Source organism: Streptomyces sp. NBC_01450, assembly GCF_036227505.1.
Lineage (GTDB): Bacteria > Actinomycetota > Actinomycetes > Streptomycetales > Streptomycetaceae > Streptomyces.
The window spans coordinates 5,471,628-5,484,109 of record NZ_CP109480.1; the positions used below are offsets into that span (position 1 = coordinate 5,471,628).

At 69.7% G+C, this 12,482-nt stretch carries 10 protein-coding genes; 5 read left to right on the forward strand and 5 right to left on the reverse strand.

The features are described 5' to 3' along the window. The first annotated feature begins 165 nt into the window (after positions 1–165). The 3 genes from OG568_RS24290 (at position 166) to OG568_RS24300 (ending at position 3,334) form a co-directional block, all read left to right on the forward strand. Positions 166–1,521, forward strand: a complete 1,356-nt coding sequence (locus OG568_RS24290; RefSeq protein WP_329533082.1) for an aspartate aminotransferase family protein — start codon at positions 166–168, stop codon at positions 1,519–1,521. Between the two features lie 307 nt (positions 1,522–1,828). After that, the gene (locus tag OG568_RS24295) at positions 1,829–2,524 is read left to right on the forward strand and encodes a GntR family transcriptional regulator (RefSeq protein WP_266591294.1); all 696 of its coding nucleotides are present in this window, start codon (positions 1,829–1,831) and stop codon (positions 2,522–2,524) included. A 159-nt stretch (positions 2,525–2,683) separates the two neighbouring features. After that, positions 2,684–3,334, forward strand: coding sequence for a hypothetical protein (locus OG568_RS24300; RefSeq protein WP_266584327.1), 651 nt, complete (start codon positions 2,684–2,686; stop codon positions 3,332–3,334). A gap of 93 nt (positions 3,335–3,427) precedes the next feature. Here the strand turns inward: OG568_RS24300 and OG568_RS24305 are convergent, their stop codons facing one another. Then, positions 3,428–5,251 (reverse strand): bifunctional metallophosphatase/5'-nucleotidase, encoded by a 1,824-nt coding sequence (locus OG568_RS24305; RefSeq protein ID WP_329533083.1) that lies wholly within the window; start codon positions 5,249–5,251, stop codon positions 3,428–3,430. Positions 5,252–5,459: 208 nt separating this feature from the next. Continuing rightward, complete coding sequence (locus OG568_RS24310; RefSeq protein WP_266432034.1) at positions 5,460–6,743, reverse strand: adenylosuccinate synthase; 1,284 nt, start codon at positions 6,741–6,743, stop codon at positions 5,460–5,462. A 191-nt stretch (positions 6,744–6,934) separates the two neighbouring features. Between OG568_RS24310 and OG568_RS24315 the strand changes: the two genes are divergently transcribed. Then, positions 6,935–7,849, forward strand: a complete 915-nt coding sequence (locus OG568_RS24315; protein WP_329533084.1) for a diacylglycerol kinase — start codon at positions 6,935–6,937, stop codon at positions 7,847–7,849. Positions 7,850–7,987: 138 nt separating this feature from the next. Here OG568_RS24315 and eutC read toward each other — a convergent pair whose 3' ends face one another. Continuing rightward, entirely contained in the window at positions 7,988–8,752 is a 765-nt protein-coding gene (eutC, locus tag OG568_RS24320) for an ethanolamine ammonia-lyase subunit EutC (RefSeq protein ID WP_329533085.1), read from the reverse strand. Next, entirely contained in the window at positions 8,749–10,143 is a 1,395-nt protein-coding gene (gene eutB, locus OG568_RS24325; protein ID WP_266432037.1) for an ethanolamine ammonia-lyase subunit EutB, read from the reverse strand. The genes eutC and eutB overlap by 4 nt, the downstream gene beginning before the upstream one ends. Positions 10,144–10,359: 216 nt before the next feature. Between eutB and OG568_RS24330 the strand changes: the two genes are divergently transcribed. Continuing rightward, entirely contained in the window at positions 10,360–11,880 is a 1,521-nt protein-coding gene (locus OG568_RS24330; protein WP_329533086.1) for an APC family permease, read from the forward strand. A 32-nt stretch (positions 11,881–11,912) separates the two neighbouring features. Here OG568_RS24330 and OG568_RS24335 read toward each other — a convergent pair whose 3' ends face one another. After that, on the reverse strand, positions 11,913–12,419 hold the full coding sequence (locus OG568_RS24335; RefSeq protein ID WP_266432039.1) for a GbsR/MarR family transcriptional regulator: 507 nt from the start codon (positions 12,417–12,419) through the stop codon (positions 11,913–11,915). Positions 12,420–12,482: the final 63 nt, after the last annotated feature.

Consider the following 12,482-nt stretch of genomic DNA (forward strand, 5'->3'; position numbering starts at 1 on the left):
AGTAACAGCACCCGGCGTTTTCGTGACGTCCGTCGCGGCCCCGTCGATCTCGTCTCGCCCAGCGCCCTGCCGGCGCCCAGGCCCGACAGACTGTCGTGGAAAGCCCCCGGTGACAGACAGGACGTCGATATCGCGCCCCCTCCGTGGACATTTACGCTTCGGCGCATGACTCCTCAGCCCAACCCCCAGGTCGGCGCCGCTGTGAAGGCCGCGGACCGCGCGCACGTGTTCCACTCCTGGTCCGCGCAGGAGCTCATCGACCCGCTCGCCGTGGCCGGCGCGGAGGGGTCGTATTTCTGGGACTACGAAGGCAAGCGGTATCTGGACTTCACCAGCGGGCTCGTCTTCACCAACATCGGCTACCAGCACCCGAAGGTCGTCGCCGCGATCCAGGAACAGGCGGCGACCCTGTCCACGTTCGCGCCCGCCTTCGCCGTGGAGGCCCGTTCGGAGGCGGCCCGGCTGATCGCCGAGCGGACCCCGGGCGACCTGGACAAGATCTTCTTCACCAACGGTGGCGCGGAGGCCGTCGAGAACGCCACGCGCATGGCCCGGCTGCACACCGGCCGTCCGAAGGTGCTCTCCGCGTACCGCTCGTACCACGGGGCCACCTCCACCGCGATCAACCTCACCGGTGACCCGCGGCGCTGGCCGAACGACAGCGGCGCGGCGGGGGTCGTCCACTTCTGGGCGCCGTTCCTCTACCGCTCCCCCTTCCACTCCGACAGTGAGCGGCAGGAGTGCGAGCGGGCGCTGCAGCACCTGGAGGACACCATCGTCTTCGAGGGGCCGGGGACCGTCGCGGCCATCATCCTCGAGACGATTCCGGGGACGGCGGGCATCATGACGCCGCCGCCGGGCTATCTCGTGGGGGTGCGCGCGCTCTGCGACCAGTACGGGATCGTCTTCATCCTGGACGAGGTCATGGCGGGGTTCGGGCGTACCGGGAAGTGGTTCGCGGCGGACCACTACGAGGTGACGCCGGACCTCATGACCTTCGCGAAGGGCGTGAACTCGGGCTACGTCCCGCTGGGCGGCGTCGCGATCTCCTCGGCGATCGCGGAGACCTTCGCCCGGCGGCCCTACCCCGGCGGGCTCACGTACTCCGGGCATCCGCTGGCCTGTGCCGCCGCCGTCGCCACCATCAACGTGATGGAGGAGGAGGGCATCGTCGAGCAGGCCGCGCGGATCGGGGAGACGGTGCTCGGGCCCGGGCTGCGGGAGCTGGCCGCCCGGCATCCCAGTGTGGGTGAGGTGCGCGGTACGGGGGTGTTCTGGGCGCTGGAGCTGGTCAAGGACCGGGAGACGCGGGAGCCGCTGGTGCCCTACAACGCCGCCGGGGAGGCCAATGGGCCGATGGTCGCGTTCGGGGCGGCGGCGAAGGCGCGGGGGCTGTGGCCGTTCATCAACATGAACCGGACTCATGTCGTGCCGCCGTGCAATGTCTCCGAGGGGGAGGCGAAGGAGGGGCTCGCGGTGCTGGACGAGGCGTTGTCGGTGGCGGACGAGTACACCGTGTGACCGTGCGGGGGCTTCTCGCCCCCGCCGCCCCTACCCGTCCCATCCGTACCTGGGGGCTCCGCCCCCAGACCCCCGGGGTGGTTCCTTCGGCTGCGGGCGGGTGGGGGTTGGTCGCGCAGTTCCCCGCGCCCCCAGGGTGGGGGTTCGCCCCACATCCCCCGCTCGCCGAAGTTCTTCGGCTGACGGCCGGTGGGGGTTGGTCGCGCAGTTCCCCGCGCCCCCAGGAAGCTCGGGTCCGCGTAAGGTGGCGTGCTCATAGAGGGAGTGCGCGTAGGTGCGCCCGTACGTGATGAGGGAGCGAGAGACCATGCCCGGCATCGGCGGCAACGGCGCCGTGACCCGTAGCACCCTGCGGCAGCAGATCGCTGACGCGCTTCGCGACGAGGTGCTGGCAGGCCGGCTCCGGCCCGGGCAGGCGTTCACGGTGAAGGAGATCGCCGAGCAGTACGGCGTCTCCGCGACCCCCGTCCGCGAGGCTCTCGTCGATCTGTCGGCCCAGGGCCTCCTGGAGGCGGACCAGCACCGTGGCTTCCGCGTGCACGAGTACTCGCTGGCCGACTACCGCGGCATGATCGAGGCCCGGAGTCTGGTCACCGACGGGATGTTCCAGAGTCTCCTCCGCGGAGGCATGGCGCAGGCCGACGATCCGCGCGCCGTCGCGGCCCTCGTCGGCGTCCGCCGCCGCGGCGAGGAGGCCCAGCGCGCCGCGACGGCCGGCGACCTGAACATCCTCATCGGCTACGACCTGCGCTTCTGGCGCGAACTGAGCGCCCTCTTCGGCAACCCCTACCTCGCCGACTTCCTGTACCGCCTGCGCGTCCAGTCCTGGGTGTGCACGGTGCAGCACCTGCGTCGGGTGGAGGATCTGAAGGGCCACCTGTGGGCGGGCCACACGGAGCTCGTGGACGCGCTGGCCCGCCGCGATCCGGACGGGGCGCACGCGATCATCGCCGCGTACAACGAGCACTCCCTCGCGCTCCTCGAACGTCTGGCCGCCGGATGAGCGCGACGTACGGTCGTGGCGGGAGACGTGTGCGCCGGTGCGACAGGTGGGCACACGAGGTGTGGGGAAGGGATCCGCACGAGGGGGGACTGAGGACGGGTCCCACCCATTACGCTTCCCTGACCACCGTGCTTCCCAAGGAGCTAGAGGAGCCGTCTGTTGGCCTGTGACCTGTGGCTGGTCCCGCTCGTCGACGTGTTGTGCCACACCCCTGACAACCCCTTCGCCGAGGAACTGGCGCTCTACGACAAGGCGCTGGGCGAGGCCGGACTTCCGCCGGTCCCGGTGTACGCGTACATGCCGGGGCTGTCCGGCGACGTGGCCCCGGTCGCCGGTTTCGACTACGACGCGCTGCACTTCCTGCGCCGGGCGTATCTGCTCCAGATGTGCGGCCTCGCGGTGACCCCGGTGGACGAACTGGGGGGCGACTACGAGCAGTTGCTGGAGATGTTCGAGACGAACGCTCAGCAGTCGCACCTCGTGTGGCACTACGACCACGCGGGCGCGTACGTCCCGGTCGACTTCCCGCACCCGCTCGCCAACGACGAACTCCTCGCCGGAGGCGGACCCCTGGGCTCCTCCCAGACGCTGCTGCGCGAGCTGGAGTTCGTGGCCCCGTCGATCGGCATCGACCCGGCGAACCCGCCGGCCGCCCCGCAGCCGCCCATGGCTCCCACCGATCTGGAGGAGCCGGCCGCGCCCGCCCCGTACGACGCGAGCCCGTTCGCGCGCGAGCGGCATGTGTGGCTCGGCCTGCACGCGGCGGCGACCCGCAGCCTCGCCCAAGGGTCGATGATCATCTTCAGCTGAGGCGCACTCCGGCCGGACGGGGCCTGGGGGTGGGGGCCGTCGGCCGGGTGATCCGGTCGGCGGCCCCGGCCTGAGGAGAAAGGGGGTTGCGGCTCAGAACACCGGCGTCCCGTCCTGTGTCAGCTTCCAGTTGGTGACCGCGAAGTCCGCCGGGTCGAGGCTGCCCTTGGACGTGACGTAGTCGATCATCAGCTGGCGGATCTCGTTGGTGGAGCTGTAGGCGATGTCGGCGGCCGCGATGTGCGGATAGCCGCTGCCGCCGTTGGCGCGGTAGTTGTTGACGGCGACGACGAAGACCTGGTCGTCGGCGACGGCCGCGCCCTTGTAGGTGAGGTTCTTGATGCGCGAACCTTCGGCCTGCGCGATGTCGATGTCGTACTCGACCCCGGCGGCGGTGTCGTACATGTAGTCCCAGAAGCTGTTGGCGTTGGTGAGGGTGGCGGTGTCCACCTTCGTGCCGGACGGGACCCGGTAGTAGTACTTCGCCGCGTACTCCAGGTAGTCCTTGAGCTGGGCGCCCGTGAGCTTCTTGCCGTACAGGGTGTTGTCGTAGATGTAGAGCCCCGCCACGTCGCGGATGGTCACGTTGCCCGCCGGGATGTCGGCGGTACGGCTGAAGGGCGCCGCGACGGAGATCAGGGGGAGGGCGGCGTCGGCGGTGGACAGGCCGGAGGCGACCGTCGCCATCTGGACCTGGTGGATGAAGTCCATCACGGGGACGTCCTTCCAGCAGGCCTCGGCCGCGGAGAGGTCCGCGGTGCAGGTGCCCACCGGCGTGTTCACGTACTTCACGACCAGGTCGTGGTCGGCCTTGAGGAGCCTGGTGATCTCCGGGTCCTCCTCGACCGTGTTGCTGTTGAGGGTCTGCGCCTTGGTGCTCGTCACCTTCCACTGTCCGTGGTGGAGTTCGAGCTCGAAGTCGAAGACGGTCAGGCGCATGCCCCAGCAGTACGGCTCGGAGAGGACGACGTCCTTGCCGGTCTGCTCGTTCTTCACCGTGTACGACGAGACCTCGACGTGCGTGTGACCGACGAGGATCGCGTCGATGCCGGGGACCTGCTGGGCGACGAGGTTCGAGGCGTTCTCGATGTACGGCAGCTCGTCGCCGTACGACGAACTGCCGTCCAGGCCCGAGTGGTCGGTGAGGAACACGACGTCGCAGCCGAGGGCGCGCATCCGCGGTACGTACTTCTTCGCCTGCTCGACGAGCCCGGTGAACGCCATCTTCCCGGAGACGTTGTCCTTGTCCCACAGGGCGATGCCCGGGTTGGTGAGGCCGAGGATGCCGACCTTGATGTCCGGGGCGCCGGGGACGCGGACGCGCTTCACGGTGTACGGCTGGAAGGCCGGGCGCAGGGTCTTGGCGTCCAGCGCGTTGGCGCCGAGCAGCGGGAAGTGACACTGCTTCTCGAACTTGCGCAGGGTCTCGATGCCGTAGTTGAACTCGTGGTTGCCGAGCGCGGCGGCGTCGTAGCGCATGGCGTTCATGGCGACGGCCATCGGGTGCTTGGGTCCGTGCTTGCCGGTGGCGGGGACGATCGGGTCCACGCGCGCGTAGTAGTACGCCAGCGAGGTGCCCTGGATGATGTCGCCGGCGTCGACGAGCAGGACGCGCTCCTCGCCCTTGGCGGCACGCTGCTGCTTGATGAGGGTGGCGACGCGGGCGACGCCCACGGAGTTGCCCTTGCTGTCCTTGTACGCCGCGTCCGTGTAGTAGTCCCAGTCGAAGACGTGGCTGTGCAGGTCGGTGGTGCCCAGGATGGAGAACGACCAGGTACGGGGCGCCTTTTCGGGCTTGTGGTTCGGGGCCTGAGCCTGGGCCGGGGTCGCGGCGACGGCCCCCGCGACCGTGACGGCCGCCCCGGTGACGGCCGACTTCTTCACGAACTCCCGGCGGTTCATGGGATTGACGGGCATTCAGGTCTCCTGGGTGGCTGCGGTGACGCGAGCAGATGCGTGTGCCATGCGGGGGGCTACACGCGTAGATGCTGCTCGCGCCGCTACCCGCCGAGAACCAGGAACAGTCCATGACCGGGTCAAGGAAGGGCAACTGTGCGCACAAAAAGGGCGATTGGCGGATCCGGGTCACGGATCCGCCAATCGCCTGGCACCAGAAGGGTTACCGCTAGATGAACGAGTTGATCTCGATCGTCTCGGTCCGGCCCGGGCCGACGCCGATCGCGGAGATCGGGGCGCCCGACATGTCCTCCAGCGCCTTGACGTACGCCTGGGCGTTCTTCGGGAGGTCGGAGAAGGACTTCGCCTTGGTGATGTCCTCGGACCAGCCCGGGAGGTTCTCGTAGACCGGCTTCGCGTGGTGGAAGTCGGTCTGCGAGTACGGGAGTTCCTCGACGCGCTTGCCGTCGATCTCGTACGCCACGCAGACCGGGATCTCCTCCCAGCCGGTCAGGACGTCCAGCTTGGTGAGGAAGAAGTCGGTCAGACCGTTCACACGGGTCGCGTAACGGGCGATGACCGCGTCGAACCAGCCGCAGCGCCGGTCACGACCGGTGGTGACACCGCGCTCGCCACCGATACGGCGCAGCGCGTCGCCGTCCTCGTCGAAGAGCTCGGTCGGGAACGGGCCCGAGCCGACACGGGTCGTGTACGCCTTGAGGATGCCGATGACCCGGCTGATCTTCGTCGGGCCGACACCCGCACCGGTGCAGGCACCGCCGGCGGTCGGATTCGACGACGTCACGAAGGGGTACGTGCCGTGGTCGATGTCGAGGAGCGTGCCCTGGCCGCCCTCGAAGAGCACGACCTTGTCCTGCTCCAGCGCCTGGTTCAGGATCAGGACGGTGTCCGCGACGTACGGCTTGAGCCGGTCCGCGTAGCCCAGCAGTTCCTCGACGACCTGGCCCGCCTCGATGGCACGGCGGTTGTAGAGCTTGGTCAGCAGCTGGTTCTTGACCTCGAGCGCCGCCTCGACCTTCTGGGTCAGGATCGACTCGTCGTAGAGGTCCTGGATACGGATGCCGACGCGGTTGATCTTGTCCGCGTAGGTGGGCCCGATGCCACGCCCGGTCGTACCGATCTTCCGCTTCCCGAGGAAGCGTTCCGTCACCTTGTCGACGGTGACGTTGTACGGCGTGATGATGTGAGCGTTTCCGCTGATCAGAAGCTTGGAGGTGTCGACGCCGCGCTCGTTCAGTCCGTTCAGCTCGGAGAACAGGACCGACGGGTCGACGACGACTCCGTTTCCGATCACCGGAGTGCACTCCGGTGTGAGGATTCCGGAAGGGAGGAGGTGGAGGGCGTACTTCTGATCGCCCACGACTACCGTGTGGCCGGCGTTGTTGCCGCCCTGGTAGCGCACCACATAATCCACGGATCCACCGAGCAGGTCGGTGGCCTTTCCCTTGCCTTCGTCACCCCACTGAGCACCGAGCAGCACAAGTGCGGGCACAGGCGTACACCCCTTCCGGGCGGGGCATGTCCAAGGTCGGGGACGTACGCGGCTGGTTTTCGATACGGCTGCGTACGCCGGCGACCTCCTTTGGCCGCGACCGTCGGACCGGATGCCCCGGAATAGACGAAGCCCCTGGCGCAATAGCGCAAGGGGCTCTTGCACCAAGATGCTACCCGAGGAAGCGAGGCATGACCGAGGTGGCGGCTTCCGACCAGCTCCTGGTGGTCATCGACCCGGTCGCCCGCCGGACGGACGGCGAGTCAGTACGGATCGCAAAAGACGTGCTCAGCGCGGGTGCGACGACGAAAGTGTGCCTGCCGGAAGGCCCCGAGGAATTTGCCCGGGCGCTGGCCCGCAGAGGGTCCCGGCGGCCGGTCGTGGTCGGTGACGACCGGGCCCTCCTGCGTGCTGTGTCCCTTTTGCACCGACAGCGGGACCTGGCCGGATGTGGGGTGTCGTTGGTGCCGGTCGGGGGTGTGTTGTCGCTCGCGCGGGCGTTGGGGGTGCCGACGGGGGCCGTCGCGGCGGCCCGGGCCGTGCTCGACGGGGTCGAGCGGCGGCTCGATCTGCTGGTCGACGAGAGTGACGGGGTGGTGTTGGGGGCGTTGCGGATTCCGCCGGTGGGGGCGGGCGGGGCGACGGGGGGCGCCGACGAGGCCGACATGGAGGGTGTCGGCGGTATCGGTGGAGTCGGTGGAGTCGGTGGTTTCGGAGGCGGGGTTTCCGGGCTCGGGGGGCATGCGTGGCTGCGGACCTGTCAGTCGCTGGTCCGTACGCTCGCGGCGCGGCCCACGCGCGTGACGTCCGTGCCGGGGCCCGGGCCTTCGCGGCTGCGGGTCGAGGTCGACGGGGTCACGCTGGTCGATCTGGACCAGCCGGTGGAGGCGGTGTCCGTGACGCCCGGCGTTTCCGGGGGTGCGGAGGTGGAGGTTCGGCCGGTCTCCGTGGGGGCGGAGGCTTCGCCGCTGCGGGTGGTGGGGCGGCGGGTGACCGTGTCCGGGGCGGACTTTCGGTATCGGGCGGATTCCGTGGTGTCCGGGCCTGTGCGGACGCGGACGTGGACGGTTCGGGAAGGGGGGTGGGGGCTTACGCTGCCGAGCTGAGCTCCCGGGGGGTTCTCGCCCCCGCCGCCCCTACCCGCCCCGTCCCAGGGGCTCCGCCCCCTGGGACCCCGGGTGTGTGGGTCGACTGACGGCCGGTGGGGGCTGGGCGCGCAGTTCCCCGCGCCCCTGACAGCGGGGCTATGGCCGGGGCAGGACCGGGGTGGACTCGTCCTTCAGGGATACGCCGGTGCGGCCGAGGTCGCGGGCCCTTCGCATCAGTGTCGCCAGCTTCGTGGCCGCCGCGGTGTGGGACAGGCCGAGGGGTGGGCGGATGTTGGAGAGGCAGTTGCGGTCGGCGTCGGTGGTGTGGCCGGGGCGCGGGTCGTGGGTGAGGTACGCGCCGAGCGAATCCGCGGCGGACATCCCGGGCCGCTCCCCGATGAGGACGACCGCCATCCCGGCCCCCAACGTGTACGCGATGTCGTCGCCGAGAGCCACCCGCGCCTGCTCGGCGAGCACGACGGGAGCGACACGCCAGTCGGAGGGCAGCCGCTGCGTCGTCGCGCGCAGCACGGCCGCCGCATGTTCGTGCACCGCCCGGCTGGACAGCCCGTCGGCGACGACGAACACCACGTCCCAGCCGTCGCGGGGCAGGTGCGCCCGGTCCACGTCGTGGAGCCTGCGTCCGAGGTCGGGGCGCTGGAGATAGGTGAGCCGGTCGGGGGCGGCACTGCGCACCCGTATCGTCGCCACGCCCGTCAGCGCGGACGCCACCACGTCCGGGTCGAACGGCGAGTGCACCGCGTCCCGAGCGGCGGCGTGCGCGGCCTGCAGTTCGAGCCGGTGCCGCGTGGGCAACGCCGAGCCCGCCCGCCCGAGCCCGATCCGGGCCTGGGTGTGCCGGCGCAGGGAGTTCCAGAGGGCGGTGTCCGACTCCGGTGCGATCACTCGACGTTCCGTCATGCCGCCAGCCCCCGTCCGATCGCCGTCAGCGGATGGCCCGTACCCGCCACGTCCCGTATCCCGCCACCGTCGTCGAGCAGACCGATCCGCTCCAGCCACGCCTCGAACTCCGGCGCCGGGCGCAGCCCGAGCACCTCGCGCAGGTACAACGCGTCGTGGTACGAGGCCGACTGGTAGTTGAGCATGATGTCGTCGCCTCCGGGGGTGCAGATCACGAAGGAGGCGCCGGCGACGCCGAGCATGGTGAGCATCGTGGCGATGTCGTCGTCATCGGCGTCGGCGTGGTTGGTGTAGCAGATGTCGAGGCCCATGGGCAGGCCGAGCAGCTTGCCGCAGAAGTGGTCCTCCAGGGCCGCGCGGAGGATCTGGCGGCCGTCGTAGAGGTACTCCGGGCCGATGAAGCCGACCACCGTGTTCACGAGCAGCGGTTCGTAGCGGCGGGCGACCGCGTACGCCCGTGCCTCCACCGTCTGCTGGTCCACGCCGTGGTGGGCGTCGGCGGAGAGCGCGCTGCCCTGCCCCGTCTCGAAGTACAGGGCGTTGGAGCCGACCGTGCCCCTGTCCAGCGAGCGGGCCGCCTCGTGCGCCTCGTCCAGGAGCCCCAGCGTGACCCCGAACGAGGCGTTCGCGGCCTGGGTACCGGCGATGGACTGGAAGACGAGGTCCACCGGGGCGCCGCGTTCCATCAGGTCGATGCTGGTGGTGACGTGGCACAGGACGCAGGACTGGGTGGGGATGGAGTAACGGCCGATCACCCCGTCCAGGAGGTCCAGCAGGTCCCGTACCGCCTGGGGGCTGTCCGTCGCCGGGTTGATGCCGATCACCGCGTCGCCGGAGCCGAGGAGCAGGCCGTCCAGCAGGGCCGCCGCCACGCCCGCGGGGTCGTCGGTGGGGTGGTTGGGCTGGAGGCGGGTGGCCAGGCGGCCCGGGAGGCCGATCGTGGAGCGGAAGGCGGTGACGACCCGGACCTTGCGGGCGACCGCCACCAGATCCGCGTTGCCCATCAGTTTCGACACCGCGGCGACCATCTCCGGGGTCAGTCCGGGGGCGAGTGCGGCGAGCGCCGGCGCGTCCGCCGCGTCCGACAGCAGCCATTCGCGGAACTCCCCCACGGTGAGTCCGCGGACGGGGGCGAAGGCCGCCGCGTCATGGCTGTCCATGATGAGGCGGGTCACGTCGTCGGTCTCGTACGGGATCACCGGCTCGGCGAGGAACCGTGCGAGCGGGACCTCGGCCAGCGCCCACCGCGCGGCGACGCGCGTCTGCGCGGAGTCGGCGGCGAGCCCGGCGAGGCGGTCGCCGGAACGCTCGGGGCTCGCGGCGGCGAGCAGCCGCGCGAGACCGGCGAAGGAGTGCGTCCGGCCGCCGAGGGTGGCGGAGTAGGTGCTCATGCCAGGGACCGTACGGAGGGGTGTCGGGCGCGGTCCACGGTCCGGCGGAGAGTTAACAAGGACGTTCGCTCCACCCGGACTCCTAAAGGTCTGGTTGACATATATTTAACGCCCCGACCCGTGACAGGACTCATTTCTCATGCAGCATTCCGGTTCGTAATCCACTCCGCCGCACCCAGGGTGCGGCCGGCGAGCGACATGGGAAGGGGCCACTCGATGGCAGTGCAAGAGGGCGTCGCCCCTGAGGCGGCGGGCACACCGGAGGCCCCCAGCGGCACAGTTCACCGGCTCAAGCCGAACGCGATCGGGCTGCTGGGCGTGGTCTTCATGGCCGTCGCGACCGCCGCCCCGATCACCGCCATGACGGGCAACGTGCCCTTCATGGTCTCCGCGGGCAACGGCATCGGCGCCCCTGCGAGCTATCTCGTCGCAATGGTCGTCCTGGCAATCTTTGCGGTCGGCTTCACCTCGATGGCGAAGCACATCACCTCCACCGGCGCCTTCTACGGCTTCATCTCCTACGGCCTCGGCCGCACCGCGGGACTCGCCTCGGGACTCCTCGCGACCTTCGCGTACGTCGTCTTCGAGCCGGCTCTGATCGGCATCTTCTCGACCTTCGCCACCGGAACCCTCAAGGACCAGACGGGACTTGACGTGCCCTGGTGGGCGTTCGCGATCCTGATGCTCGCCGTCAACGCGACGGGCACGTGGTTCGGGGTGTCCGTCGCCGAGAAACTGCTCGTCGTCCTGCTGGCCACCGAGGTGACGGTCCTGGCCGCCATGGCCGTCTCCGTCGCCCTGCACGGCGGCGGCCCGCACGGTTTCACCTTCGGCCCGGTCAACCCGGTCAACGCCTTCAAGGGGACCTCGGCGGGCCTCGGCCTCTTCTTCGCCTTCTGGTCGTGGGTCGGCTTCGAGTCGACGGCGATGTACGGCGAGGAGTCCCGCGACCCGAAGAAGATCATCCCCAAGGCGACGATGATCTCCGTCTTGGGCGTCGGCGTCTTCTACGTCTTCGTCTCCTGGATGGCCATCATCGGCAACGGCGAGAGCGAGGCCGTCACGGCCGCCTCCTCCTCGAACCCGCTCGCCCTGTTCTTCAACCCCACCGAGCACTACGTCGGTCACTGGGCCGTCGACGTCATGCAGTGGCTGATGATCACCGGCTCGCTGGCCTGCGGCATGGCCTTCCACAACTGCGCCGCCCGTTACATGTACGCGCTGGGCCGTGAGGGCGTCCTCCCCTCGCTCCAGCGCACGATCGGCCGCACCCACCCCCAGCACGGCTCCCCGCACATCGCGGGCCTCGTCCAGACGGTCGTCAGCGCCGTCCTCATCGCCGCGTTCTGGATCGCCGGGAAGGACCCGTACACCGGCACGTACGTCCTGCTCGCCATCCTCGGCACGATGGCCATCCTGGTGGTGCAGGCGGTCTGCTCCTTCGCGGTGCTGGCGTACTTCCGCAGGAACCACCCCGAGAGCAGGCACTGGTTCAGGACCTTCACCGCCCCGCTCGTCGGCGGCCTCGCGATGCTCGGCGTGGTCGTCCTGCTGGTGTCCAACATGGGCGCCGCGGCCGGCACCGAGTCCGGCTCCCTCGTCCTCAAGGCGACCCCCTGGATCGTCGCCCTGATCGCGGTGGGCGGCGTGGCCTACGCGACGTACCTCAAGCGCCGGGCACCACAGCGGTACGCCCTGCTCGGGCGGACGGTCCTGGAGGAGACCAAGGAGAGGTAGGAAAACGCCGCTTCTCTCTTCGGCGAGGGCTCTCAGCCCTCGCCGAAGTGCTGCTCCCGGTGGATCCGCCAGCGGTCCATCATCGACTCCAGCTCGCCCTCCATGAACTCGAAGAAGGCAAGGGTCTCCGCGAGCCGACCGCCCGCCGGGGTGTCCGCGCCCAGGCTGGCGACGCCTTCGCGCAGTGCGTCCTCCCAGCGCTTGATGATCGCCTCACGATTGGTGAGCGCCTCGTACCACTGGTCGCTGTGCACGCGGTACCGCTCCCGGCGCGAACCGGGTTCCCGCTCGCGCGACACCATGTGCACCTGCGCCAGATAGCGCACCGCACCGGAGACCGCCGCGGGGCTGATCCGCAGTTGCTCGCCCAGTTCGACCGAGGTCAGAGCGCCGGTGTCCGAGGCCAGCAGCGCCCCGAAGACCCGGGACGGCATCCGGGGCATCCCGGCCTCCACGAGTTGCGCGGCGAAGTGCTCGACGAACCGCGAGACCGCCTCCGCGTCCCGACCCACCGCTCCCACCGCCTCCGGCTCTGCCATCCCTCAATTGTATCCGAGCGTTTATACAATTCGTTAACTTCACAAATTTCTGAAAGAAGCGTA